At 49.4% G+C, this 25,581-nt stretch carries 28 protein-coding genes and 1 pseudogene; 6 read left to right on the top strand and 23 right to left on the bottom strand.

Going from position 1 to position 25,581, the window contains the following annotated elements; translation table 11 throughout:
- The first annotated feature begins 308 nt into the window (after positions 1 to 308).
- From ADH66_RS11720 to ADH66_RS11730, 3 genes are all read left to right on the top strand, one after another.
- Positions 309 to 671, top strand: a complete 363-nt coding sequence (locus ADH66_RS11720; protein ID WP_236757025.1) for a GNAT family N-acetyltransferase — start codon at positions 309 to 311, stop codon at positions 669 to 671.
- Positions 672 to 1,386: 715 nt separating this feature from the next.
- On the top strand, positions 1,387 to 1,719 hold the full coding sequence (locus tag ADH66_RS11725; RefSeq protein ID WP_157130702.1) for a hypothetical protein: 333 nt from the start codon (positions 1,387 to 1,389) through the stop codon (positions 1,717 to 1,719).
- 127 nt (positions 1,720 to 1,846) lie between these two features.
- The gene (locus ADH66_RS11730; RefSeq protein ID WP_066540555.1) at positions 1,847 to 3,001 is read left to right on the top strand and encodes a tyrosine-type recombinase/integrase; all 1,155 of its coding nucleotides are present in this window, start codon (positions 1,847 to 1,849) and stop codon (positions 2,999 to 3,001) included.
- A gap of 671 nt (positions 3,002 to 3,672) precedes the next feature.
- On the opposite strand, the gene ADH66_RS11740 is transcribed toward ADH66_RS11730, so the two are convergent.
- Together ADH66_RS11740 and ADH66_RS11750 are read right to left on the bottom strand one after the other, a co-directional pair.
- Complete coding sequence (locus ADH66_RS11740) at positions 3,673 to 4,260, bottom strand: hypothetical protein (protein WP_066540546.1); 588 nt, start codon at positions 4,258 to 4,260, stop codon at positions 3,673 to 3,675.
- 332 nt (positions 4,261 to 4,592) lie between these two features.
- The gene (locus ADH66_RS11750) at positions 4,593 to 4,973 is read right to left on the bottom strand and encodes a hypothetical protein (RefSeq protein WP_157130701.1); all 381 of its coding nucleotides are present in this window, start codon (positions 4,971 to 4,973) and stop codon (positions 4,593 to 4,595) included.
- Between the two features lie 575 nt (positions 4,974 to 5,548).
- Between ADH66_RS11750 and ADH66_RS21335 the strand changes: the two genes are divergently transcribed.
- Positions 5,549 to 5,674, top strand: a complete 126-nt coding sequence (locus ADH66_RS21335) for a hypothetical protein (protein ID WP_257789516.1) — start codon at positions 5,549 to 5,551, stop codon at positions 5,672 to 5,674.
- A gap of 211 nt (positions 5,675 to 5,885) precedes the next feature.
- Positions 5,886 to 6,056 (top strand): hypothetical protein, encoded by a 171-nt coding sequence (locus ADH66_RS20675; RefSeq protein ID WP_207652984.1) that lies wholly within the window; start codon positions 5,886 to 5,888, stop codon positions 6,054 to 6,056.
- Between the two features lie 116 nt (positions 6,057 to 6,172).
- Here ADH66_RS20675 and ADH66_RS11765 read toward each other — a convergent pair whose 3' ends face one another.
- The 4 genes from ADH66_RS11765 to ADH66_RS20055 form a co-directional block, all read right to left on the bottom strand.
- Positions 6,173 to 6,433 carry a Fic family protein gene (locus ADH66_RS11765; RefSeq protein ID WP_066540524.1) on the bottom strand — a complete coding sequence of 87 codons (261 nt, stop codon included), beginning with the start codon at positions 6,431 to 6,433 and terminating at the stop codon, positions 6,173 to 6,175.
- Between the two features lie 120 nt (positions 6,434 to 6,553).
- Positions 6,554 to 6,778 carry a hypothetical protein gene (locus ADH66_RS11770; RefSeq protein WP_236757026.1) on the bottom strand — a complete coding sequence of 75 codons (225 nt, stop codon included), beginning with the start codon at positions 6,776 to 6,778 and terminating at the stop codon, positions 6,554 to 6,556.
- A 21-nt stretch (positions 6,779 to 6,799) separates the two neighbouring features.
- A complete protein-coding gene (locus ADH66_RS11775) occupies positions 6,800 to 7,270 on the bottom strand; it encodes a low molecular weight protein-tyrosine-phosphatase (RefSeq protein WP_066540518.1) in 471 nt (156 codons plus the stop codon).
- Between the two features lie 90 nt (positions 7,271 to 7,360).
- On the bottom strand, positions 7,361 to 7,513 hold the full coding sequence (locus ADH66_RS20055; RefSeq protein ID WP_157130700.1) for a hypothetical protein: 153 nt from the start codon (positions 7,511 to 7,513) through the stop codon (positions 7,361 to 7,363).
- An 82-nt stretch (positions 7,514 to 7,595) separates the two neighbouring features.
- Here ADH66_RS20055 and ADH66_RS11780 point away from each other — a divergent pair, with 82 nt between their 5' ends.
- Positions 7,596 to 8,159: a nitroreductase family protein gene (locus ADH66_RS11780; RefSeq protein WP_207652985.1), complete on the top strand. Its 564-nt coding sequence runs from the start codon at positions 7,596 to 7,598 to the stop codon at positions 8,157 to 8,159.
- A 3-nt stretch (positions 8,160 to 8,162) separates the two neighbouring features.
- Here ADH66_RS11780 and ADH66_RS21505 read toward each other — a convergent pair.
- From ADH66_RS21505 to ADH66_RS11870, 17 genes and pseudogenes are all read right to left on the bottom strand, one after another.
- Positions 8,163 to 8,594: pseudogene (locus ADH66_RS21505) on the bottom strand (CHAP domain-containing protein); the annotation flags it as partial.
- 496 nt (positions 8,595 to 9,090) lie between these two features.
- Entirely contained in the window at positions 9,091 to 9,894 is an 804-nt protein-coding gene (locus ADH66_RS11790) for a DUF2267 domain-containing protein (protein WP_066540506.1), read from the bottom strand.
- Positions 9,895 to 10,231: 337 nt separating this feature from the next.
- Positions 10,232 to 10,891 (bottom strand): DUF3846 domain-containing protein, encoded by a 660-nt coding sequence (locus ADH66_RS21055; RefSeq protein WP_084384516.1) that lies wholly within the window; start codon positions 10,889 to 10,891, stop codon positions 10,232 to 10,234.
- An 8-nt stretch (positions 10,892 to 10,899) separates the two neighbouring features.
- Positions 10,900 to 11,487 (bottom strand): DUF3849 domain-containing protein, encoded by a 588-nt coding sequence (locus ADH66_RS11810; protein WP_084384515.1) that lies wholly within the window; start codon positions 11,485 to 11,487, stop codon positions 10,900 to 10,902.
- On the bottom strand, positions 11,480 to 11,608 hold the full coding sequence (locus ADH66_RS20060; protein WP_157130699.1) for a DUF3849 domain-containing protein: 129 nt from the start codon (positions 11,606 to 11,608) through the stop codon (positions 11,480 to 11,482). Before ADH66_RS20060 ends, ADH66_RS11810 begins: the two co-directional genes overlap by 8 nt.
- Before the next feature lie 15 nt (positions 11,609 to 11,623).
- Entirely contained in the window at positions 11,624 to 11,917 is a 294-nt protein-coding gene (locus tag ADH66_RS11815) for a DUF1281 family ferredoxin-like fold protein (RefSeq protein ID WP_157130698.1), read from the bottom strand.
- Between the two features lie 35 nt (positions 11,918 to 11,952).
- Positions 11,953 to 12,837, bottom strand: coding sequence for a phosphoadenosine phosphosulfate reductase family protein (locus ADH66_RS11820; protein ID WP_084384514.1), 885 nt, complete (start codon positions 12,835 to 12,837; stop codon positions 11,953 to 11,955).
- Entirely contained in the window at positions 12,837 to 13,187 is a 351-nt protein-coding gene (locus ADH66_RS11825) for a recombinase family protein (RefSeq protein ID WP_066540500.1), read from the bottom strand. The genes ADH66_RS11820 and ADH66_RS11825 overlap by 1 nt, the downstream gene beginning before the upstream one ends.
- Positions 13,184 to 14,716: a recombinase family protein gene (locus ADH66_RS11830; RefSeq protein WP_066540494.1), complete on the bottom strand. Its 1,533-nt coding sequence runs from the start codon at positions 14,714 to 14,716 to the stop codon at positions 13,184 to 13,186. Before ADH66_RS11830 ends, ADH66_RS11825 begins: the two co-directional genes overlap by 4 nt.
- Before the next feature lie 71 nt (positions 14,717 to 14,787).
- Positions 14,788 to 14,937: a hypothetical protein gene (locus ADH66_RS20065; protein WP_157130697.1), complete on the bottom strand. Its 150-nt coding sequence runs from the start codon at positions 14,935 to 14,937 to the stop codon at positions 14,788 to 14,790.
- Positions 14,934 to 15,326, bottom strand: coding sequence for a recombinase family protein (locus ADH66_RS11835; RefSeq protein WP_066540493.1), 393 nt, complete (start codon positions 15,324 to 15,326; stop codon positions 14,934 to 14,936). The genes ADH66_RS20065 and ADH66_RS11835 overlap by 4 nt, the downstream gene beginning before the upstream one ends.
- A 479-nt stretch (positions 15,327 to 15,805) precedes the next feature.
- The gene (locus ADH66_RS11840; protein WP_236757028.1) at positions 15,806 to 16,345 is read right to left on the bottom strand and encodes an RNA polymerase sigma factor; all 540 of its coding nucleotides are present in this window, start codon (positions 16,343 to 16,345) and stop codon (positions 15,806 to 15,808) included.
- A 166-nt stretch (positions 16,346 to 16,511) separates the two neighbouring features.
- A complete protein-coding gene (locus ADH66_RS11850) occupies positions 16,512 to 18,551 on the bottom strand; it encodes a glycoside hydrolase family 127 protein (RefSeq protein ID WP_066540489.1) in 2,040 nt (679 codons plus the stop codon).
- Positions 18,544 to 20,553, bottom strand: coding sequence for a glycosylhydrolase-like jelly roll fold domain-containing protein (locus ADH66_RS11855; protein WP_207652986.1), 2,010 nt, complete (start codon positions 20,551 to 20,553; stop codon positions 18,544 to 18,546). The genes ADH66_RS11850 and ADH66_RS11855 overlap by 8 nt, the downstream gene beginning before the upstream one ends.
- Before the next feature lie 626 nt (positions 20,554 to 21,179).
- Positions 21,180 to 22,070 carry a carbohydrate ABC transporter permease gene (locus ADH66_RS11860; protein ID WP_066540485.1) on the bottom strand — a complete coding sequence of 297 codons (891 nt, stop codon included), beginning with the start codon at positions 22,068 to 22,070 and terminating at the stop codon, positions 21,180 to 21,182.
- An 11-nt stretch (positions 22,071 to 22,081) separates the two neighbouring features.
- Positions 22,082 to 23,008 (bottom strand): ABC transporter permease, encoded by a 927-nt coding sequence (locus ADH66_RS11865; protein ID WP_066540482.1) that lies wholly within the window; start codon positions 23,006 to 23,008, stop codon positions 22,082 to 22,084.
- 106 nt (positions 23,009 to 23,114) lie between these two features.
- Positions 23,115 to 24,977, bottom strand: coding sequence for an extracellular solute-binding protein (locus tag ADH66_RS11870; RefSeq protein ID WP_066540480.1), 1,863 nt, complete (start codon positions 24,975 to 24,977; stop codon positions 23,115 to 23,117).
- Positions 24,978 to 25,581 lie beyond the last annotated feature (604 nt).

Raw genomic sequence — 25,581 nt, forward strand, 5'->3', positions numbered from 1 at the left:
TTCGTTCTCTGCCATTCTGTCGAAGTCACGTTAAGTATGCCATATACAAAGGGGAATTGTCAAGTGCAAATCACGCCTATAGATTCAGTTGCAATTTTTGGTAGCCGTGATATAATAATGGCAGGTTGGCAAATCGAAGTTTGAATGTTTGGAAAGGAAAGATTAGGAAAATGGACGTTTCGTTATTTTCAAACCAATACCTTATTCGGAAGATGTGTACCGATGATGTAGCGGAAGTATACAAATTATGCTATAAAGACAGTTTATACTATCAATACTGTCCACCGTTTGTATCAGAACAGAGCATTATGGATGATATGAATGCACTCCCACCCAACAAGGAAATGTGCGATAAGTATTATCTGGGATTTTATGATGGAAATAAGCTGATTGCTGTGATGGATTTTATCATGGCCTACCCGGAGGAATCAACAGGCTTTATTGGATTTTTTATGACGGATGTGTCCATACAGAATACTGGAATAGGGAGCAAAATCATCAATGACCTGTGTGCTTATCTGTCCCGTATTGAGATGGCGAATGTCCGTCTTGGTTGGGTAAAGGGAAATCCTCAAGCAGAACATTTTTGGCACAAAAATGGTTTCAGAGAAACAGGAGTTTCATATGATGCGGAAAACTATACTGTAATTGTTGGCCAGCGAAGTTTATAAATTCCTGTTTATTGACCTACAAATATTTGAAACTTGAATTGCCGCCGTTTCGTCACGGCCGCACGTATAAGCAGTGAGTCTGAAAAGAATTTACTGCCCTATTTCAGCTTGCGTGGTGATGTCGGGAGTGAAAGGAACTGTGCTATCCCTGTGTCAAAGCGCTGTCGGCCCTGTGAGGGCCGTGTTGGGCAGTTTAGGCCGGAAGTAGAGATAGGACACGGCAAACGCCTATAAACGCGGCGTGAGGGCGTTTGTGGCGATTTGTGAGGGGCACCGGCCTCGCCTCCAGCAACCGCACAAACTTTCCGCGAACAACGGCGCAAACTTGTTGCAAAGATATGCATTGAAACGGAAGATAATCCAGTCAAAAATGGCTCCAGAAAACCGGTCTAAAAACAAGCAGGAGAAAGCAAGGCGCCATACCGGCGCCTTTGCAGTTCACACCGTCCGGCAGAGCCGGGCGGGAGGGCTAGAAACTACGGGCTTTTCCGGGATTTGAAGGATGCGGTAAGATAGGTGTCAGGCTGGGGTCACCATCAGGGATTTGGTGTAATATCTGGGGTCACGAATAGGCAGGAATGGCTGAATACCAGGGGATTTTTAGGTGTCACAAGTTGGTGTATTGCATTTTGGGAGGTGCTCTATGGATTCAGAAAATATACAGCGGATAAGCCTGTATTTGGACAGAGATCTGGTCAAGCGGGCGGATAGATTTATGAAAGAACAGGGCTTTTCCTCCCGGAACAAGCTGGTTACCCAAGCGCTTGAAAGCCTCATGGCCAACAATGCTTTGCAGGATAATGACATCCTTGGCGACAAACTGGCTGAGTCCGTTTTGAAATTGTCAGAGGATAACGCGAAAGCTATCTCAAAGGGACTTTTCCGCTATGCCGTACAACTTGAGATGGTGATGCGGGTACTGGCTGAGCTTGCGGAGTATACTCCAGAGCAGATAGAGGAAATGCGCCGCGAGGCCATCAATAATGTACGCCGCACTCGTGGCAAAGTGAAACTTGAAGATATTTTAGCTGGATATTGCGACGACTAACCCCCTCAAAATTTGCGCCGCTAAACAAAGAATACGGTTTTGAGTAAACCGAAAAAGTAAGAAAAATGTCAGTGGACTTTCTCAGTAGGGTGTGGTATTGTGGTGTGCTGAGAAAGGGGGCCGATATATGGCAAAGAAAAGAGCAAACGGCGAGGGCAATATACGCAAGCGCAAAGACGGTCGATGGGAAGGCCGCTATACAGTAGGCTACGACCCAGCTACCGGCAAGCGTATCATCAAAAACGTGCTGGGGAAAACCCAAGCAGAAGTCAAAGAAAAACTGGCATCAGCACTCGAGGATACAAAAGATTTGAACGTGTCCCGCTCCGATGACTACACGGTAGGTTCATGGCTCACCAATTGGTACACCCTCTACGCCAAGCCCAATGTCCGAGCTTCCACCGCCGAATATTACCGCCGGAGCATCGAACTCCATGTAAACCCAAGAATCGGTGACTTCAAGCTAAACAAATTGACCGGGCGTGATCTTCAAAAATTATATCAAGACCTCAGAGAAAATGGCAGGCTACGAGAAGTTCAGAAAGAAAAATCCCCCGGTCTGAGCGCCTCCACTGTGCGTGGCATCCACCTTATGCTCCACAACGCCCTGGACCGAGCGGTCAAAGAACGCCTGATTCAGCGCAATCCCACAGAGGATTGCATCGCCCCCAAGCTGGAGAAAAAGGAGATGAAATTCCTACCAGCCGAGGACATGAAAGCCTACCTTGACGAAGCCGACCGCCGCCACGTCCTCCCTATGTTTTACCTTGAGTTGGTGAGTGGGCTACGGAAAGGCGAGTTAGTTGCCCTCCTCTGGTCAGATTTAGACGTTGTAAACCAGACAATCTCAGTAAGCAAACAAGCCACCCGCGACGAGAACGGCAACATCGTCATCACCCGACCCAAGACGGAAACTTCGGTCAGACTAGTGTCAATCCCGCAAAAGGCCGTGGAGCTACTCCAGCACGAACACCTCAAGCACCCGGACAACCCCTATATGTTTCCCTCCACCCGAACTGGCGAGATGTATTACCCGGACTCCATCGTAACGCTCCACAAGCGGATATTAAAGTCAGCTGGATTAAGTTATATAAATTTTCACGCCCTCCGTCACACATTCGCGACTGCCGCACTACAAAACGGTGTAGACGTGAAAACAGTATCGTCAATGCTGGGCCACTACGATGCCGGGTTCACACTGAGAACCTACACCCACGCCACACGCCAAAAGCAAGAACAAGCCGCCGAAAAGATGGGAAATTTTATGGACAAGGTCATGTAAAAGCAGGTCAAACGAGAAAAACGGCTGGAACTTCCTACCCAGAAGTATCCAGCCGTTTCCGCGTGTGGGTCACGGTGTGGGTCAAGACAGAAAGCGAGGAATCCCAGGCAAAGCCAACACAAAAAGCCGAATTAGATTTTATCTGCAATATCCACTTTGGTATGCAGTTTCTCACTAAACTTGACCGCCAAGACTATTTGGATAAATATAACAAAAGCCCCGCATATTTCATGCAAGGCTTTGTCAATGGCCTTACCATGCTTAAAAGATGCCAAACGCTATTTAGAGGGCAAAAAGCCCAGTATTTATGCGGCTTTGCGGCCTTTTGAAAAACCGTCAAAGTAACTCTGACTTAAAAGATGCCACCTACTAATCCTCACGGCTGCTCAAAAATTTAGCGCCAACTGAGAAAACTTTTTTGATGATTCCCTTCCTCCAGGCAATTTCAAATGGGACATAGGGGTTCGTATCTCACGGCTTTCTTTTTTTGGGCTCCCATTTTGAAACATTTAAGTTTTTGTGTCCAAATTAGCGCAGTAAAAATTCGATGCTCGAACCCCGCATAAAATCTGAGAAAATGAAAACAGCCTGCTAATGTCCAACCCGTGTGGGTTCAGAAGTCAACAGGCCATTCAATTTTATCTCAAAGGGTTGTAAAATCAATAGGCTATTCAAATAAACGTGATTTCCATAACTTGCTGGTAAATTTCTAATAACATATCAATTGTGTTTTTATAACTTTGAACATCTGTAAGTGGGGAACTTCCTTTACCAATATCTTTTTCAGTACGGTATTTTGCAATCTCAAAAGGAACATTATTGATTTTATCTCTTACCAACTGAAACTTCTTATCACCGTAGTTGTCGATATATGCCTGTCGGACTGATCTCATCGATAGTTCTTTCCGAATTGCTCGTCTACAAATAAACGTAAGCCAATCAGCCGTGTCGAAAAAGGCTCGATATTCATGGCCCACCGCTTTTTCGACATTTTTTGTAATATAGTCTTTGCAATTAAAGCCACCCGAGATATCACTATCAGATGAACTAAATCTGGTCGGTAAATAGAACACCCGCATCAAATGATCATAAGCATCCCGGTGTTCTTTTAATGGCTGTAAAAACGCAACACCCTCTTCAGATAACTCTTCAGCAATCAGAAGATAATGCTTGGTTAACATATGAATCTGACTGATGACGTCTAGGTACTGACAGATAGTTTCATCCCTAAAGATATCCAAGATTTCACATTGATTCATAAAGCTACCTTACCCATCAAAGTTTCTTTTGATACTCTTCAGTTTTCATCTCTTCAAAGTCAGATGACAACATTATCTGGTCTAATGCAACCCGCCACGAACCTCTTCTAGACAAAATTTGGGCGGACACCATGCTACTAGACCCCTCTAATCGCAAATCCCTTTTTAGGGAACTGTCCACGCAAGCAGTGACATCGGTGGGAATCGTAAATCTTCGATACACGTGTTGCTTTTTAAGCATTTTACAGCGCAACGCAACACCAATCGATGTCAACGCTACCATAATAAGAATATAGCCTATCACACTCAAAATCATAGCAATCCCTTCGCAATCAATATTTCTCTGTGATAATCATCACAAAGATTTCAATTAAAAAATGCAGGATCGGAACGCTCAACATGCCGATTACAATATATGCCTGCACAGGAGAACCTGTCAGCACCCCTGCAAATGACAGTATAGCAATCACTATAGATGCAATAGCTCCCAAAAAAGAAAGGAATTGCAGAATAGTGATGAATCTATTATACCCGTTTAACAGGCCAAATGAATCATAGGCATTATTTGCTGCCTGCACCAAAACTGCTATGTAAAATGAGTTGTATGAATCATGATAGCCACACAACAAGCCTATAAAAACTGTTATTGACATTAGTGCGACCTTCACACAAAGCTGGCGTAATGACCATGGTATAGGCTTTTTTGATGGCATAAACACTCTACTCCCCTATAATCAATAGTACTCACCCAACAGCCTTGTGTGAATCGGTTTATTCTTAATACTGCATTAGTGAACAATAAAAATGTCCAACTGGTAGTTGGACACAATAACATAACAGCCTCGGTAGGACTTAAAATTTTGCCTACTGTCTTTGGCCAACCCCAAACATAAAATATATTAATATATATACTAAATAATGAAAAAGCTAAATTGGAATTAGTAATAATTCAGTTGACTTTTTGGCATTTTGATAAATACAAGCACTTCCCATTCTGCGGATGCCCTCTGCGGTTTCCGGGACATCGCAAGAGAAATTTTCAATTTTAATTATAGTACACGAGATTGTATTTTGTCAAGAAATTTCTTTTACAAGTACAGTCAAATTTAAATATTTTTCTGTGTGGAAATCTTATGTTCAAGTGCAAGCTACCACACTAAAGCAATATGAACCATAACAGATGCGGTATTACTGTGAGTTTGAAAAAGTGCTGGGCACATCCAAACTTACGCGTTTCAAACTGGATTTCTACGAATACATTCGGGAAACTTTTGTGTGCCTGGTGGTCATGGAAAAACCAATCTATGGGAAAAGGGATAACGCACTTGCAGATATACTGGTGTTTGATACGACCATGACTGAAAGCTATATCGCAGAAAACAATTCCAAAGTTGCCCAGGTAAAAGCGCATTAGGCTGTGGACTATTCCAAAATCCATTCTTTAATTCCGATGTTTGCCGAACCACTTTTATGGCGTAATATGCTGCCAGCAATCCCGTCATGAAGCGGCCGTATATCAGCGGGTATTTCTGCTATGCAAAGAAAGTGGTGGTTGTGGCTAACGTATTGGGTATTGTGTATTACATAGAGCATATTGACAGCAGGTTCAAGCAGCTCATTTCGAAATGCAAATTGAAAAATGCACAAGTTATCCCGAAATTGATAAAGAAATTGGAGATTCTACCTCGCTCAACCCTGTCTTGCAGGATTTTATGGCGGCGCATCCAACTTATCATTACAGTATCTTTTTCCATGACTCCGCATTTGACGGCTATGGAATTTTCGCTTTTTACTGATTGATTACCGTTTTCAAAAAGCCGTGACCTATAGCACAAAACAGAGTCGTTTTTCGATAAAATGGCTCTAAAAGCAGTTCCACTTCAGACAACCGTGGAGCCAAAAAAGCCAATATTTATGCGGCTTCCAATCCAAGTCCAAGAAAAAATTCATTGCCTTTCGCTGCACCGATTAGGAATTGTCCTGCCCGCAATTCAGAAAACACTCTTTCCCCATATGTCTGGAGATGCTGGCAAAGGCAGAACTGATTTCCTTTGGAGATATCCACCTGCCGAAGCTCTCCTGCCCAGCTATAAATATCTTCAAAAATGTACCGGTGAATGTTTTGCAGATGTACAAAGTCGAGGCTACCCTTGATTGGATCAGCCTTTGCCATGGCAAGTTTCAGCGAGGTGATCTCCCTCTCTGCCTCCTATCCGCGCTTTTGATATTCAGTTTGTTGACAAGGACGCTGGAATTTGGATAGCAGTACCGCTGATCCCAGCGATATTCATAGCTATAATCTCTGCACATATCCGTCCTCTGTCTGAGTATGCTTTTGAATCAGCCCCCGCAAGGTCTCCTTCAATTTTGATGGGTTCTCCAGGCAGCGCCGGATGCGCCGCCTGTCCTCGCCGGTCAAGGGCATCCCCTCCATAGCCATGGAGCTGTCCACTTCTTCGATGATCTTCTCCGATTGAGTCATCCAGAGTTCCTCCGTTTCTGTAATATATTTTACCATAGGCGGCGAGAAAAATCCAGCCTATTTGTTTTTGGCCCGATCCAACCGCGATAAATATTCCATAAGCCCTCGGCACCCCTCCAGTACATCCCGCCAAGTTGCGTCAAAATCGCCGGTATACCAGGGGTCAGCCACATCTCCAGGCCGCTGGGTGAAGTCCAGCAGAAGATGAATTTTCTCTTCCGAATCTCCGCAGATACGGCGCATATTCCGCAGGTTTGCGCTGTCCATGCCAATAAGCAGGTCGAACTTTTCCCCATCGGCGCGTGTAAGCTGCCGAGCCGTTTTGCCGGAGCAGTCTATTCCGTGCTCCCGGAGCTTTTGGCGGGCCAGTGGGTGGACCGGGTTGCCAATTTCTTCGGTGCTGGTGGCCGCGGACTCAATGTGAAATTGGCTTTCCAACCCAGCCTTTGCCACAAGGTCTTTCATGACAAACTCGGCCATAGGGCTGCGGCAGATGTTGCCGTGGCAGACGAACAACATGTTGTGCATGGGGTTCCCCTCCCTGTAATCGTTTCAAGTATACCACATTCTGCTCAGAAAGTCGAGGTATATTTCCATATACCGGCACCCAGGCTCAAATCAGGTCGAATCAGGCGAGTTGCTCTCCAGTGCGGCCTTCAAAAGCTTTATAACGAAGTCCTTCTGCTTGAACTGATGGCGCTTGAGGTAGGCTTTCATGCGCTGATAGGTTTCTTCGGGCAGTTGGACGGTCATAGTCTTTGTGTTCTCCATAGTTTTTTCCTCCATATGCATTAGTGTTCTGACAATTTAGCCATTTCAGTCTGTTTTTTTGTTTGCGTCATCACCTCATGATGTGCTATACTATCCTAAAAAGGGAGGTTTTCTCATGAACATAATTGACGCGATTTCCACCAGGCGCAGTATGCGCCAGTTCACATCCCGGCCCATTTCCAATGATGATCTACACACCATCCTCGCTGCCGGAATGTCCGGCCCAAGTGCGGTGAATGCCCGCCCCTGGAGCTTTCTCGTTGTGCGCGACAGGGAAACTCTCTGCAAGATGGCCGATGGCAACGGCAATGCCGCACAGCCGCTAAAGGGCGCGGCCCTGGGCATCTTGGTGTTGGGCGACATGACCCGCACCTTCGAGCGCGCCCCGAAATATTGGGTGATCGACTGCTCCATTGCCGCGCAAAACATGATCCTCGCCGCCCACGGTCTGGGCATCGGTTCAGTCTGGCTGGGCACCTGGCCCCAGGAGGAGAAAATCGCGGCCCAGCGCAATCTATTCGATTTACCGGAGAGCGTCGTGCCGCACTCGATTATTGCCTTTGGGTACCCGGAGGCATCGCAGAAAGATTTGCCTGCCCGTGGAGGCTATGAGGATGACCGGGTGCATTTTGAGAAGTGGCAGTGATTCTTAGAATAAATTTGGCATCCCATACCCCAAGATCTGGTAATTGCCTACCGGATAACTGTTCCTCTGGCAAGCGTCACAGGAATTGCCCTCTATGGTGTACACCCTTCCACCCTCGACCTTTTCCACGATGCCAACATGGTCTGAGTTGCCGTCCAGGACGCCGTAATCATCCGGCCAGTCAAAAAATATGATGTTTCCCGGAGCTGGAGTTGCGCTGCCGTCCAGCCATTGGCACCTGGCCTTGAACCAGTCCACGCCTGTTCCGCAGCCAGCGAACTTCGGAATGATCCCACGGTCGATATACCCGCACTGATTGGCGCACCAGCTCACAAAGCAAGCACACCACTCGACCCGGCCGCCATACCCATACCAGCTCCAGTATGGCTCGCCGCCTACGTTACCAAGCTGAGATTTTGCAACCTCTACCAGCTGGTGGTTAGCGTAGTTCATGATGGCTGAGAAGTCCTCCGGGTCGAGATTGGTACTAAAAGCCGCATTGACTTCAGCTATCAGCTGCTCATCCGTCTGATCGTCTGCAAAGCAGCCTGCCAGTTTTGCCACAAAGCCGGGTTCCTTTGCATACTCAGACAAAGCCAGAACATATAGCACCTCTGCCGCCTTGATTTGCTCCTGTGTCCTGCCGGACATGGCAGTATGCAAAGCGTTCACGGTATCTTCGACCAGCGTCAGCTCGTCAACCTGTTCCTCGGTCAAGCTGAGAATAACTTTCGTCTGCACCTCCGGGCTGTTGAAGTCCACGTCCTCCATGCTGGTAACCGCCGCCAGTGCCACTGCCGGGAAGAACACGATCATGAAAGCCGCCAGCAAAAGGCAGGCGATTTTCTCCCAATTTTTCTTATCCAAGAGAAGCGCGACCGCTACCTTTTTTAGCGCCGCGCCGATTGTCGCACTCATAGGCTGTCCCCCTTTACATCGCCATGTTCATGCCGTATTCCTCGGTTTCTTCTTCATCATCGGGTTCGGGAAAACCGAAGGACTCATCCTGACCATAATCGAAGTTGGGCGCAAGCTCAACCGCTGCGCCCAACTTGCCCTCTATGTATCCGGGAGCGGGCGTGTCCTGCTCCGTTTCTTCGGGGAATTCCATATCCTCTATTTCCTCATAATCTTCCTCATCCCCCGGCTCAAAACTGCCCTCAGAATCGTCCACAGCGGGGCCTTCTCCCGGCTTGTCCTCGTACCCTTCCTCCGGGAAATCTTCGCCGACAGGAGCCTCACCGTCCTCGGAAAGCCCCTCGTCTTGTTGTTCTTCCTTGTCTGGTTGAACGTCCTCCTGCTGCTTTCTAAGCAGTTCCTCATCGCGCTCGAGTTCTTCCTCAATCAAGCCGATGACGAAAGCCCTCTGGGTCATACCATTGCGTTTCAAGTAGTCCTTGATTCGTTGAAAAAGTTCTTCTGGCACTTGAAATGCCAGCGTTCTTGTGTTGCCCACTGTTTTTACCTCCACTTCCGGTGTTTTGGGGTGTAACTTATCCTCCGCGACCATGGCAATAAATTCATCCATAGCCATGTCGTGATCCTCCAGATATGCGTCGATCTCAGACTGGAGTTCAGGGTCAAGCGCCATGGACGGAGGCCGCAGCAGATTCTGCGCCGCCAGAGCAATAAAGTCACCCATCTTCATGTTGTTCTCTTGCAGATACGCTGTGATCTCGGCATGAAGCTCACGGTCAACGTGAACGCTTATGCCTTTGGTGTTTGGATTTGGCATGATTGTCCTCCCTCGGTTATATTATGAAAGGCAGTGCCACAAAAGCACTGCCTTGTCATTTTATGTTACATTGACTGTTCCATCCTACCTGCGCCTTCACACTCAAGCCATTCATCTTCGCAAGCCCAAATCTCTGACTGAAATCCTGATTCATATTCCCAGTCACCAAAGAGTTCTGATACGGACATTGTCCGGTCTTGAAGTTGATATGCGTCCAACTCATTCATTAGGTCTTGCAAAGAATATCCGTGGTCGATCATCCATCGAAGCTGATATTCTTCATATTCAGACAATACGCATCACCCCGCTTGCGTTCAGCACTTCATTTTTGACCATTTTAATATGTGCAACTAATGAAGCCCATATCGCCATCCACCTCCTGCTGGCTGATTTGTTCCGGTTCTGCAAAACGCTCCATGTACCGCTGCGTTTCTTCATCCGTCAGGGAGCGGAAGTCCTTCCCGTCCTCGCCCACAATGAAGAATGGCCCGGCTATGGTGGAATCACCCAGCCTGCGGTTCCCATCCATGCCTATCAGCTTGGCCTCATCGTTGCACATTAGGATTGTGCCGTCACCCAAATAGACTGGTGCTATGTGCCCGTCTACAGCCCGCTGCAGGGACTTCAGGTCATTGCCCGCCTCGCTGATGAACGGCGGGCGGTTCGGCTCCACATAGACAATTTGCAGAAGATCACCCGGCTTGTGGACCTTGCTCTCGTCAAAGTCGATTTCCTTAAAGCCAATAGTGTCACAGAAGAACGCGCCGTTTTCCGTCAGCACTACATCTGAAACGGAGAGCGAATGGCCTCGGTGCAGAGGGTGGCCCTCAGTATTGAATCTGGCGAACACATCCTCCAGATTCCCGCAGTCCACGTCACCGCTGAACACCTCGTCGTAGCTGCTGGAATCCACACTATCCTTTAACTGGCCCAAGCCCATAAACTTGGCTCTGGCAGTGTCCCGCTCAGAATTGATTTGATAGATTTTAATTAACACATTCCCTCCTATGTCATTTGAGGCCCATCCGCCTGTATCTGCCCCTGTAAATGCGCCAACTTCTCCCTAGCCCATTCTGGCAGGTGCTCGTCCTTCAGTACACCCAGGAAATCCTGACGGTCATAGTGGGTTTCTTCGCTATCTTTCAGAAACCGCCCATAAACCTTGCGGCCTCTGGCTGTGGGCGAACAGCCGAACCCACCTTCGGCCAAGAATAACTGGAAGTCTGGCGTCTTGTACTCGTCCTTGAGTACCGTGGGTTTCAATACCAACACCTTGCTGGTATAGTCCTCGTTCTTGCCGGTGCAATGACCTTTATCGAGCAATCCCAGCGCCTGCCAATCGCGGCGCACTTCATTTACAAAAATGTTAAGAAGCCCCGGATGCCTGTCCACCACAAACTGATACTGCGTGGTGTCCTGCGGAATATTGAAACCCTTGGCCCACTCTTTATTCCCCCGGGAGATACGTCCATCCTGCTCTTTTTCGTGGATGGTATTGGCCAGCACCCAGTTCACACGGTCGAGGCCGTACTCTCCGAGGACGGCCTTTTCGCAGTCGTCTGCCAGCCGGGAACCGTCATAGTTTTTACTGATGGCGCTCTATGGCGCTCTCTATAGCTCGGGCGCAGCCGCAGTTGGCTTGGTAACTTTCCCGCCATAGGTCGTGCTCGTTATACTTGATGGCGTATTCCAGCGAGTATGGGTATATGTACATTTTCTGACCTCCTGATCACATTGTCTGTTCCTGCTCCTGGGGGAGTCCATTGTGCTCAAACTGATACCAGACTTCCACCGAGAAATCCATCCTTTCATCATATCCCTCTACTTGCTCGTACTCTGTCTGAACTCCCGCCTTATATTTAGCTGTGCCACAGTTTACAACCATCTGTTCCTCCGCCCACTGGTGGGTAAACTCGATGTCAGGGTGCATTTCTGACAGTTTCCGTATTACCGGCGCAGGTTCCTGGTATGGAGAATTTGTGGCCTGTAACCGGCCCATGGTGCCGGTGGTGATCGGTGACAAACTGGTTGGCTTCTTTTAATGAAATGGGGACGATATCAAGACTCAGTTTCACCCACCTCCCCGCCAAAGAAGTCCATCTGTCCGTCCAGGTTCTTATCCTCCATCCACCATCTGAACACCTCGTCCGCACTATGCCACGGCCCATCCTTGCCTATGCTGCGCCGGGCCTCTACCATTCTGGCAAAGGCCCGGCGATACAGCATTTCATATTTGGGCCACCGCTGAAATTCTGTGTAGCGGTTCTTCCCGGCCATCGGACAACCTACACAGCCAACACGATTGAAGCCCATGCCGTACACAGGGTTGATGTCCACCTTCGCATCCCGCAGGAACTGCCATACCTGGGCGTCAGTCCAGTCAACAATGGGATGTATCTTTATTGTGGCCTTCATCTGGCAGGGAGCGATGATCCTGGTATCGCCATTGTCCATATCGAAGGTGATACGCTCACTTCGGTTTCTGCCGGGAAGTTCGGCCACTGCGGAATCCGACCTGGCACTGCTCTCCAGCTTGCGTACACCAAGTATAGCACATCGGTGCTGATTGCTGGTTTCTTTCAAAACTTGACAACAGTAGCGAACTCGCCTTGTCGGAGCGATTCCCTTGAGGGGTATGAGCTGCCACATACTGGTGCGCTGGCCTCTATAAAATGGTTTACTAATCGTGCAGGAGATACCTGCCAGTTCCAGCCTGTAGAAAACCTTTCGGACGTGATATATCGTTTCCGGGGCGTCGGCAGTAGTCAGGTTGTGGACTACATGGTAGGGTACCTCGGCCCGCCTGCACAGCTCCAGCAATACCTCAGAATCTTTCCCGCCGCTGTAGCAGACAGTCATTGGCTCCTGGTAGTATTTCTCACTCAATTCTGCCGCCATCTTGAGACGTTGGATAGCTGCCTGCTCCGGGTCAAGGTGTTCCATCACATTCCCCCAAACTGCTGGCCGCAGTGTCCCAAGTACTCATTGGTGTTCGTCTGCTCTTTCTTGAGATTGGCCGCGACAAACTGCTCCTTGGAAATCAGTGCAGGATACTCGTCCGAACCGATGTAACGGCTGTTTTCCAGAATGCGCTTGATGCGGGCCTTGTCCCAGCTTGTCTTGCCGGGACTGTATTCTACCTGACGGTACGTCAAGTCCTCGGCAATAACTTTGAGGGAATCTCCGGCGCTGTAGTGGGCGAATATCTCCTGCACGATTTTGCTCTCATCGGGGTGGGGGATAGGTTGTCCAGCCTCAAACTTGTATCCGTAGGGAATGTAGCGGTTGCTCATGATGAGATTTCCTCCGTAAGCTCCAGACCGCAGTGCAGTCGGAAGGTCAGTTTGTTGTCAGCGGTGGGGATGATCTTCTCCACGATTTCATCAAATTGGTCGATGTCGAACTCCGTTGGCACACCCGACCAACTGGAAAGAATGGCCTGCAATTCCTCCAGCTTTTCGACGGCTGAGTGGGATTGCAGGCCATTCAGTTTTTTATTGCGCTCGGCAGTAAGTTTTTTGCGCTGGGCGGCGAGGGCCTCGCTCTGTAGGCGGTATTCCTCTGGGCTGATGAAGCCCTTGGTGTTCAGCTTTTGCAGAGTGAGGGACTTGTCGTTTAGAGCGGCGATGGAGCGGTCCAGCTCGAAGAGTTTGGTGTCTCCATTAGTCTGCCTTTGTTCCATTTCAATAAGCAATGCATGTATTGGTTGAATTAAAGCATCTTGATACAAATATAGCTTACACATCATGTTAAGTGCGGTTCTTTCGATGATAGTTTCTTCAAACCGATATGGCCTGCACTTAGAATATTGGCTGGCCCTCTTTACACACAGCCAGTAATTCTTCCCCTGGCTTACCATTCTCCGAAAATGTTTTCCGCAGTCTGGGCAGAGTATCTTATGCGTGAACTTGTGTTCAGTCAACCCTCGAAATTTGTTGCGCTGATTCAGCATATCCTGCACTTTATAATAATCACCCTCACGGATAAGCCCATCGTGGCTATTCTCTATTAAATACTGCGTTCTCTCACCATGGTTGTTCTTTCTTTTGTGTGTAAGCGAGTCCAAAGTATATTTCTTTTGAAGCAGTGCGTTTCCAATATACCGCTCATTTGACAACACATAACGTACTGCTGAATAAGTCCAGTAGTCTATCCCCTTTGCCGGTACTCCTTCCCTATTCAACAGAGAAACTATCCGATTCAATCCGGTTCCAGATAAATATAGTTCAAATATTCTCCTAACCACGTCAGCTTCGGCAGGAACTATTACTAGATTTCCGTCAATGAGCTCATATCCAAAAGGCGCTCTCGTTCCTAGAAATGTGCCATTTTGCATCCGCTTTTGGTAACTCCATATCATGTTTTTCGATATAGAGTGGCTTTCTTCCTGCGCCGCCATAGCGAACATGGTGAGCTGCATCTCTCCCAGCACCTGGGATGTATCGAACCCTTGCTCTTCAAAAACGATGACCACGCCCAAGTCCTTCAACTCGCGCGTGGTCTCCAATAGCTCAGTGGCATTCCTGGCAAACCGAGACACGGACTTCACCAGCACCCTTTTGATTTTCCCCTCTCGGCAGTCGGCCAGCATACGCTTGAACTCGTCCCGCTTTTCTATGCTTGTTCCTGTTATACCGGCGTCTGCATATATATCGTATAATTCCCAGTCGGGGTTATCGTTTATCAACTTGGTGTAGTAGGCGATCTGAGAGTGATAGGAATTCAGCTGGTCTGCGGAGTCCGTGGACACCCGGCAGTAAGCCGCTACAGATTCCTTTTCGCTGGGCAGTATGATGGGGTCTATCCTCTGCACCTGCGGCATCTCTGTCACTCTCCCTTCGTCTGGTTACCCACACATTACCACACCCGGCCTCAAAAATCCATTCAGAAATGTCACCGAATGTACTCCCGGTCGGGGCGCAGAATTTCGGCGTTGTACCTACTGGTGCGGTCGGATTCCTCCTTGGTGATCGCACCCTTCTCCACAAGGTACTCGAGCGCCTTTTGCATGAGACGGAATTTGACGTTATTCTGCTGACTCATAATGACAGCCCTCTCATTTCCTGAGACTCCGATGGTTCGCTAACAGATTGCAGGACAATGTCGGGGTGCGTTGAGATATTCTCCCTTACCATGCAAAGCCCCTTGCCCTGCTCGGCGAGCGCTTTGCCCATCTGGAGCAGGCTCAATATATCCCCGCCAAACCGGGTGGCACTTACGCCCACCAGCACATCGTAGGCGTCCTGGTCTACACCGCTACGTACCAGCTCTTGCAGTTCCTTTTTGCCGCTGCCGGTGACCATTGTGGCTCCGGCCACAGTCAGACCTTGCTCCGCACAGAACCGTTCCAGTTCTGCTTTTTGCAGTGCCAGATGATCCCTGGAATCTGCGTCCCAGCCGTTTGTTACCCGGCAGTATAGCCATGCTCTCATTTATGCTCATCCTCTCTTTTCCTTCTCTATTTCTGTTCATGACACACCGGCGGGGATAGGCATAGATCACCTATCCCCGTAGCGTCTATCATGAAAGATAGAAATCTGATTTTAGTTCCTTGGCCGTATTTGTCACGCACCCCCGGCCTGGGAATGTATCGAACGAGTGCTGGCTGACACTCTCATGGTATTTCAACCCCGCGCGGTTCTCGCCCGGCTGCCCCCATTGCGATGTCTGTGGCTGGACAGAAGTTCTCAGCCTCCTGCTGGTCGTCGCCGGGACGGGTGCCGCCCATCCCTTGGGCCGTTTGGCCCGCTGGCTTGCAGTCAGGAGGTAATGTATCCGATACATTGTGTATTCGGTTGTCAATGTACGCAAGAGATACAGAGGGCGTTTCCGGGGTGGATTTAAGCCTCTTGGCGACCCCGGAAAATGTCCCTCTATATATTCCGTACATTTTCAGGGCAAAACCGGGCGGTCAAACTTGGATTTTTCCAAAAAATTTTTTCAGCGTTGCAAGACCGCGGTGGATACTCTTTCTCACCGAGGTCTCCTCGCTCCCCTCTGCCAGTGCAATTTCCACTTTGCTCATTCCCATAAAGTAGTAAGCAATCAACCGTGACCGCTGCTTTTCTGGCAGGGTTTGCAGTCCCTTGTAAAGCAGTTCCCTCATATGACTCTGCTCCAGCAGTTCCTCCGGGAGCAGATTGTCCGAGGGAATCTCCCGGATCTCGTTCATGAGTTCAAGCGAGTACATCGCTTTGTGGCGGTATGTACGGATGCGCTGGGCATCCTCGGCGCGGACGAAATCCTGGAGCAGTTCGGCCACCTCGTCCGAAACGGAAACCATCATGTCGTGGGTGTAGTGCGGGTAATATTTCCGCAGGTTGATCTCTTTCACAGATATCTCTCCAATCTGAATTTTGATGTGTTGAACCAAAATCAGATTGAAGGGGTGGGGCACGAGCAGAAAATTTGAGCCGAATGCTGCACCTTCTAGGCACTTCTCTCCAGCCATTGGTATTCATATTTGGGAAAGTGAAAGAAAAAATAGCACAGAACTTTTCTGTTCTGCGCTACAAATATCATAATTGAATATGATAAACACAAAAAGGAAAAGGCGGCCAATTCAAATGACCGCCCCTTGCCTATTCTATTTCTGCAGTTTATGCCCCCAATACTTGCTATACCCTCAACCAAACCCGCATTTCTCCTTCTCCACGGTTAGCCCACGCGAAGTAAGGAATTAACTTCAAACCGACAGGCTTCTCCTGCGGCTTGGTGTAATTTATATACAGCGAACCTCCAGGCGTTATCTCTTGTTTGTATCCGGGCAGCTCTAATAAAACCATGTGTCTGCCGCCTATTTCAACACTTTTTTCTATTGCGTCTCCCACACGCTCCGCATCCAAGCGGTAACAATGCAGATTCTTGCTGTTGTCTGCCTGCTCCATACAATAGCAGAGCGGCCCCCGTGTGATGGCCGCCAGGCCATAATCCTCCCTGACATGGGGATTTGCCGTACGCATATGAATCTCCATGGGAAAATCCAGCTTAATTTGGTCTCCATCCTTCCATGTGCCGACTACGTACACATATCCATTCTGTTCAAACCGCTCTATGCCGTCCGGTAAGGTGACGGTATAGTTTTTACACCAACCGGGAACGCGGAAAGCAAGCGTACAGCGGACAGGGCTGGCGGCTTTTATTCTTACGGTGGCAGACCCGCGCCAAGGAAATTCGCTCTCCAGATTCAGTTGCAGTTCTTTATTTCCAACACGTTTTGTGATTTGGCTCCCTATATATAAATGCACAAATAATGTGTTCTCATTTTCTGTAAAAGCATAAGCGGCTATTGAACTGACGGTTCTGGCAATATTAGGCGGGCAGCAGGCGCAGCCAAACCACTTTTGCCGTATCGGCTTTACATGCTCCAACCTGGCATCAGCCCCGCACGCCTGGGGGACCACCTCCAGCGGGTTAACATAGAAAAAGCTCTTTCCGTCCAAAGCCATACCGGCCAGGACCGTATTGTACAGCGCCAATTCCATCACATCCGCATACTCCGATTTCGGGCATATTTGCAGCATGCGCCGGGCAAAAATGGCCAGGGCAATGGCCGCGCAGGTTTCTGAATACGCTGTATCATTAGGCAGGTCATAGGGGAAAGAGAAGGTTTCTCCCACAGCTGTGCTGCCAATGCCTCCTGTAATATATAGCTTTTTTTGCACAATATCGTCCCAGAGCCGGCCGCAGGCCGCAAAAAGATTTTCATCCAACGTCAATCTGCTTATATCCGCCATGCCCGCGTAAAGATACGCTGCCCGCACCGCGTGTCCCACTGCCTCCGTCTGTTCCCGCACGGGCTTATGCGCCTGATAATAGGCATACCGGGACACATCATCAGGCGGATAATGCTCCCCATTTTTCTCGGCCCTCTGCCGGTCCTCAAGCAGGAAAAAGTTGGGGGGCGTGCCTCTTTGATCAATAAAGAACCGGCCCAATTCCAGGTATTCCCTTTTCCCGGTTGCCTCATACAATTTGGCCAACGCCAGCTCAAGCTCCTCGTGTCCGGGATACCCCCTGCATTTGCCCTCCTCCGGCCCAAAGCGCTGAAGCACGAAGGCCGCATACCGGCACGCGGTCTTCAGCAGCTTGTCCTTGCCTGTGGACTGATATAAGGCTATGGCGCTCTCTATCAAATGCCCTAAACAATACAGTTCATGATTATCCTTGAGATATGTAAACGCTCCATCTATCCCGTTTACGATATAATACGTGTTCAAATATCCGCTTTCATGCTGGGCAGCACAGACGATATCCACCGCTTCCTCCAGCTTTGATTCCAGTTCCCGGTCGGGATGATTTGCCAAAGCGTAAGAGGCTGCTTCCACCCATTTGAAAAAATCCGAGTCCTGAAAGGCGAACCCATAATGCTTATCAGGATCCGGAGAGTCCGGGTCCTGAGGCAGTGCCCGGAACCCCTTGAAAGAATAAGACGGCCATACAAATTCCTGGGTTTTGCTGCGTTCCAGCATCCTGGCCGCCGCCCGGAAATTGTGTACACAAAAGCTTGGCGGCGCGTTGGGTATCCTGTCATTCAGCGCCTCCCATAGATATGGGATTACTTCCCGGCGTACGGTTTCCTGGGCAACGCCCCAAAAGGGGTCTGCTATTTTCGCCCGGCAGATGTCAATAGGGCGGTTAAAGGCTTTTTTATCCATATATATCCTCCTTCTCAAATTGCTTTTCCGAAGTCCGCAATAAATATACGGGGCCCAGCACTCCGCTGGGCGGGATCGGCATCCTTCTGGAAAAGGCATCCTGTATGCGGTTTGCCAGCGTGTTTGCCGCGACGATCTCGATCTCGTTTTTGCCGGCTTTGATGTATGAGCTGATATCCCACCGGTAGGGCGCCGCGATGCGCCAGCCCAAATCATGGCCGTTCACGCTGAGCTTGGCGGATACTCCTACCCTGCCAAGGTCCAGGCCCAGCGGCGCTTTTTTTAGGTCCAAGCTTGTCCGGTACCGTATCTTCCCTGAAAATTGAGGGTTTCCCTGTCTGCCGGTGATATTGATCAATTCTGATTGGCACCGGAATGGGGAATACCCGGCCGCTTTTCCCTGCTCATAAAGGTCAATGTCCCAAAGGGCGCAGACTTCACTTCTCTCCTTCCAACAGCACTCTTTTGGAAATGCCTCCATCTCCTGGTCCTCTACACCGCCCCAAAGAAAAAGCGCGGACTCCCCGGGTTCTAGCGACACATCAACGACGCCGTCTTTAGTTTCCGCTTTTTCATACACCTCATTTAGTAGATCCATCTTCAGATATTTGCCTTCCGCAGGGAACCGAACGCTTTCCAATATCGGCATAGGGTTTTCATTGAACAAAACGAAGGCTGAAGTATCTTCACGGTCGAACCTGGCAATACGCAGCAATGCTGAGCCTGCGTGGTAATCATGTGCTAAACGCTTGCTAAAAATATGATCGGCGAGTTTTTTCAGTTCTACCACTTCCCCCGGTAATTCTTCGGGACACATTGGGGCCGCGTCTATAAAGAAAACTGGCACGCCCGCGGCTTTCAGGCTCTTTGCCGCCTGCCAAAAGGGTTCCGGAAGATATCTGCATGACGGTACGGCTAAAAAGCCATATGATCTCTCGCCCACCATGAATTTACCGGCCTCCGCTTTTGCTCGGAGAAGAGAATCGACAGGCACGATGTCGTATGGGATATGGGCATCATAACAGATTTTTGCCGGCTTCTCAGAAAACATACAGCCTTGACCGTTCATCCACTCCGCTTCCCCATGGTAGAGAATCGCTCCCGCCGCTTCCATATCCGTTCCATAGAGGAGATGGGCGGCCCGGTTCGTGTATTTCATCAGTTTTGAAAAGCTTTCGAACTGCGGGTCATTTCCACCGGCGTAAAAATGCGGGGGGCAGTCCTCGTCCGGGAAAAAATCCGTGAAGGCATGGGGAACAAAATGGTTCACACCGCGTACCAGCAGGAAATCAATCAGCCACTTCATGCACGGGAGTCCCTCCGCCCATCCGAAGGCACCGAACACCTCGCACATCGCCCGTCCCTTCATTCGCGCGGTCTGTCTTGCCTGAGACGCCGCAAGGTGGGCGAGGATATAGTGGAAAAACTCCGGGTCGGCCACGCCTTCAGATATATCCGCCGCCGTCTGATATTGCCCCATGCCCGGCATGACCTGGTGCAGCACGATGTCAATGCCGCTCATATCCTGTCCCGCCAGCGCTCGGAAAAAATGCCCCGCGCTGCAGCCCAATCTACCATGGGCACCCATATCCTCAATAATATGTCCTATATACATCACATTGTGCGAGCGGCACCAGTCGCCCAGCTGATAAGAAAAATTCCTTTTCCATAGCCCAGTCACGGCATCCATATATGCCAGGCGCACATTTGGGCTATGCTCCCGATGTGAGTACCACAAAGCGGGCAACCAGTATTCACTCCACCCACTGCTCTCCATTTTCCCCAGAATCAGGTCCTCCCAGGGTAAGGCGACGCCTGGCTGTCCAACAGTACGGTAGTAGAACCCAGGGTCACGTCCATATGGACCGATGTACGGAGCATCCAAGCTTGGCTCATCGGAAAAAAAGCCGGCAATGGTATCACCGAAATACTCCCCAAAATGCTGATAGTGGGGTTCATACACCGCCTCGATCAGAGCCCGCGGCCCTTCCTCCGTAAGCATACTGATATAGTCTGAGTCGTTTGCCCTGGTTCGGTAGACAAAGAACAGCCGCCAGCAGCCCTTGGGCAGATCCAGGTACAGAAACCTGTCATCCGGCCGGGTGGAAAAGGCGACAGGCTCTCCCGATATTTCCTCTGCGTCTCCCGTTCGGAGAAACGCGCATATGCTGATCAGGCTCTCATCGTCTTTGCAGGGAGGTATCAGCACAGATATATCCCTGGCCGGGCCCATCAAATCCACATGATCCTCACGTATATACCAGCGCCGACATTCTGGATGGGTGGTTTTTGTGGTCCCGTTTGCATATCCGGTGGGAAAATGCTTATCATCCAGGAACCAGACCTTCATGCCGCGCTTTTTTGCTTCACGTAGAATGACCTCAAGATTTTTCCACCAAGCCTCGCCGCAGAAATCCTCAAAAGGACGCGACTCCAGGCAGAACGCCCTGCACCCGCTTTCCCATATTTTCTGAATCTGTCCCGGCAGTTCGTCCCTATGTCCGTCATGCTGCCAAAAGAACGGAAGGAGAAAATTCCCTTCCCTGTGATCCAGAATTTCCTTTAAAATTTGATTCAAGCCGCACACCTCCGTTTTTAGGTTCCACCATTGGGCAGACATCCCAAGCCCTATTCCTTCACAGACCCTATGGCAATGCCGGAAACAAAATGCTTTTGCATAAATGGGTAAACGCATAGGATGGGGACCGTCGCGAATACGATCATTGCTCCTCTGAAGGATCGGTCGGACAGCAAGCGCAGCTTTCCAAGGCTCTCCGCTCCGAAGGAGCTGTAATCTATGTTGGTCAGCATCTGCCTTAACAGGGTTTGCAGAGGCCATTTGTTTCTGTCATTTATATAAATGGTTGCTCCAAACCATTCGTTCCAGTGGCCTACCATCTGAAACAGGGTGATAGTGGCAATGGAGGCCGTAGCCAGGGGCAGCGCAATTCTGAATAGGATCGTAAAGTCATTTGCCCCGTCGATCTCCGCCGACTCAAAGATACTTTTGTTGATTCCGCGGAAGAAATTCATCATCAGCACCACATTGCCAATTGGCAGACAGCCCGGAAGGATAAGTGACCAAAGGGTATCCATCATATTCAGGTTTTTTACAAGCAGGTAGTTTGGGATAAGCCCGCCGGAAACCATCATGGGGATTATAAAAAACAGGCTGATCCATTTCCTACCCCGCAATTCATTGTTTTCCTTGGAAAGAGGATAGGCGGCAATGACGGTCACCGCCAAATTGATGGCGGTTCCCACGATGGTGCGGTAGATTGAGACAAAAAACGCGTTCAGGAATATGGGGTTTGAAAACATGGTATCATATGCCGCCAGATTAAAGCCCTTCGGAATAAACAGCACCGAATTACTGGCTGCAGAGACGCTGTCGCTGAAAGAGAGGGCCAGAACATGGACCATGGGCAGCAGGCAGGTCAGGGAAACTGTGAGCAAAACTATGTAATCCACCACCAGAAAGATCCTGTCGCCGAAGCTTTTCGCAAGTTTATTATTCATTCGATCCCCTCCTAAAACACGCGGTAATTTGTAAACCGGGTCGCCAGGTAGTTTGCCGTAAGGGTAAGAACAAGGCCAATCACCGATTTGAACAATCCAATAGCAGTGGACAGGGAATACTGAGCATCCAGTAAGCCCTGGCGGTAGATAAAGGTGTCCAGCACATCTCCCGTGCGGTAGACTGCCGGGTTATACATCACTAGGATCTGGTCAAATCCGGCGTTCAAAATATTGCCGATATTCAGTACGCAAAGCATCACTATAATCGAGCTTATGCCGGGCAGGGTAATATGCCAGATGCTTTTCAGCCGCCCCGCTCCGTCCATGGCGGCGGCCTCATACAGGTCGGGACTGATATTCGTCATGGCGGCCAGGTACACTATCGCTCCCCAGCCAAATTCCTTCCAGGTCTCCAGGATTACCATGGTGGGCTGAAACCATTGATTGCTGCCCAGAAAGAATATTGGTTTTATCCCGAATATCCCCAAAAACTGATTGAGAATACCGGTGGTCGAGAGCATATCCGTAAATATCCCTCCAATAATGACCCAGGATAAAAAATGTGGGAAATACGTTACGGTCTGCACGATCCGTTTATAGACCGGGTTCGCCACCTCGTTGAGCAGTAGCGCAAAAATGATGGCGGCAATTTGTCCGCATACAATCTTGCCTACGGCGATTATAAATGTGTTCCAGACGATAGAGGTAAAGTCTGGCATAACCATAGCGGTTTTGAACCATTTGAGCCCGACACATGGGCTGTCCACAATCCCCTCTCCCGGGTTAAAGTCCTTGAATGCAATGGTAAGTCCATATAATGGCACATAGTTGAACAGCAGCACCACAAAGGCCGGGATCAGCAGCATGGCATAAAGCTGCCACCTGCGTCTTAGGTACGCGGCAAATCCCTGCCGTCCATGATTTTGGGTGATATTCATATTGACCTTCCTTTCTAAACGTAATTAAAAAACCACACACAGGGGAGTTCTGAGAAAACCGTTGACTCCCCTGCTGTGCGGTCGAATTTAGGAGGTAAACCAAAGATTATTTGTTGGAATTATACCAGTCGTTCACTTCCTTGGTAATATCCTCGCCACCGTTGGCGCTCCAATTGGTCACGAATTCATCAAAGGCCGTGATAGGCTGTGTGCCCATAATAATTTGTGCAAACGTTTCTATTTCCAGTTTGTGCAGATAGGTTTGCTTTTCGACCATCGTGTCGGTAGAGGCGCCGGCATATCCGTTGGCCTTGAGAACGCCTCCTTCACCGGACATCAGCTTATCCCAATAAGGGTAAATGCCCTCTGCGAAGGTCTTCACCATATTAGGATGGGTACTGTTCCACTCGTCAAACATCTTGCCGCCATCGGTGGAAAGGACGCTTCGATCTCCTGTGTTGTACGCCTCTGCCATGGTGCCGAAGTCCGCGTTGCCAATACTCACGATCTTGGCTCCGCACCCAAGCCATCTGCCCTGTTCGGTATAGTAGTCGTTCATAAAGCCGCAGCCTTCCTCTTCTTCGGGATAGTCATAAAGGTAAAGCTGGCGGGGCTGTCCGATGTTGGGATACTTTTCCGCGATTTCCTCTGTGTTGAGTGGATTACGTACCTCTGTGACCGGATACTTGAACTCGTAGTTATACTCATTCTTCAGGGTCTCCCGCAGTTCTGTCTCGTTGCGGTAATAAGACTCCAAGTTATCCCCAAACACATAGAACAGGGCCTCCGGGTGCTCACAGCTTGTAGTAATAGCTGTGTTGTCGGCCGTCCACCAGGTATCCTTCACCACGCTGCAAGTGCCGTCATCACCACTGATAAAGGGGATTGCCGCTGTGGAAGAGTCAGGCAGCGCATTCCACATGGGGGTAAGGGGATTGGCAATCGAGTGCCAGGCTCCATTGAACATAAGCGCGTTTCCTGCAATTACATCCTCATTTGCCTTGCCGGAATCCTTTACCACAAATTCCGGGTCGATATAACCCTTGGAGTAGTATTCTGCCAGCTTTTCCAAAGCGCTGCGCATCTCCGGCTGGATAGCGCCATATACAAGCCCGCCGTCCTTCTCGGTCCAGGCGGTGTTGGCGCCATAGGCGGTAAGGATCAGCTCCCAGCCGTTCAGGTCCTTGTCCAGCATCATGGCACGGCCGTTCGGATACTTTTCATGGTACGCCGCAAACAGGTCATCCAGGTCGCTGATGGTTTTGGGCTCAGATTTATTCAGCTCTTTCAGAATGTCGGTACGGATAAAGTTTATCGTCCAGAAGGAGAGGGAGTCTGTGCCGGAGGGCATAGAATATTTTTTCCCGTTTACAATAAACGGCTTCCAGAAAGCCCCCTGTGACAGGGTCTCCGCGTCCTCGATGTAATATTTGACAATGGGCGGAGCGTTCTCCAGCAGATCATCCATGGCGACCAGCTTGCCAGCCTGGGCATACTTTGCCACCTGGCCCACGCCGGGCTTGATGACATCCGGCAGATCATCGCTGGCGAATGCGAGATCAAGCTTTTGGGAATTGCTCTCGCTGTCCGCGGAGACCCACTTCATCTTCCACTCTATACCCAGATTTTCCTTGAGCCACTGGGTCCAGCCGTTGTTCTCTATGTCACAGCCATCGTGGAACATATCGTTTGCACCCACGACCGCGTGAGTCGTCAGAGTAATTGGCGGGTCATATTTGACGAACCTTCCCTGGTCGTCAAAAACAATTCCGTTCTCCAACGTGCCGTCCGTTTCCGGCTGGGAGCCAACCTCAGAGGACTCCGCTTGGCTCTCAATGCTGGCTGTGGACGAGCTGTTGCTCTGGCTTTGACTGGAGCTTTGACTTGCAGTTTGACCGCATCCAGAAAGGGCCGCAGAAACTGTCAGCGCCAGACACATGATAACGGCCAGGATCTTTCGTTTTGTCATTCCTGTTCAACTCCTGATAAAAATTTTTTGGCTTGTTACTCGGGCAATCATGGTTCAGCTTTTCCGGAAAGCAGTTGCTGCCTTTGGACATTTTGATATTACCATATGTCGGCGGTTTTGTACATGACAAAATCCACATATTGCATAACAAAAAATGACTTCTTTTTTCACAATGCAAAAAAAGGCTTTCCTGTTCCCCAAAAGTATGCTACACTTTATACGTGGCGTCAAGCTGTGTCCGGCACACAGGTTGTGCATAGTGGTGGAATCAAGCTGTGTTTTTGACGGAGGTGACTATGAGCAAAAAGCTGTCTTTCTTTCAGTCCACAATTGTCCGAACTGTCTTTGTGTGCTTTCTTCTTACTATTGTTCCCATAACCTTTCTTTGCTCCGCGTGTTTGGACTGGGGCGCGGGATTGCTGCAGGATGAGGTGACACATTCCTATTATAGCAGCACAAAGATCGTTTCCGACTCCCTATCTGATAACCTCATTACCCTTCAAACCGCAGCGACCGCATATCTCTTGGATGACGAGTGTATTACCCTTTCGGGAATATCAGCCTCAAAACCCAATCTTTATTTTTTCGCCAAGTTTAATTCACG

The organism is Acutalibacter muris (assembly GCF_002201475.1).
Lineage (GTDB): Bacteria > Bacillota > Clostridia > Oscillospirales > Acutalibacteraceae > Acutalibacter > Acutalibacter muris.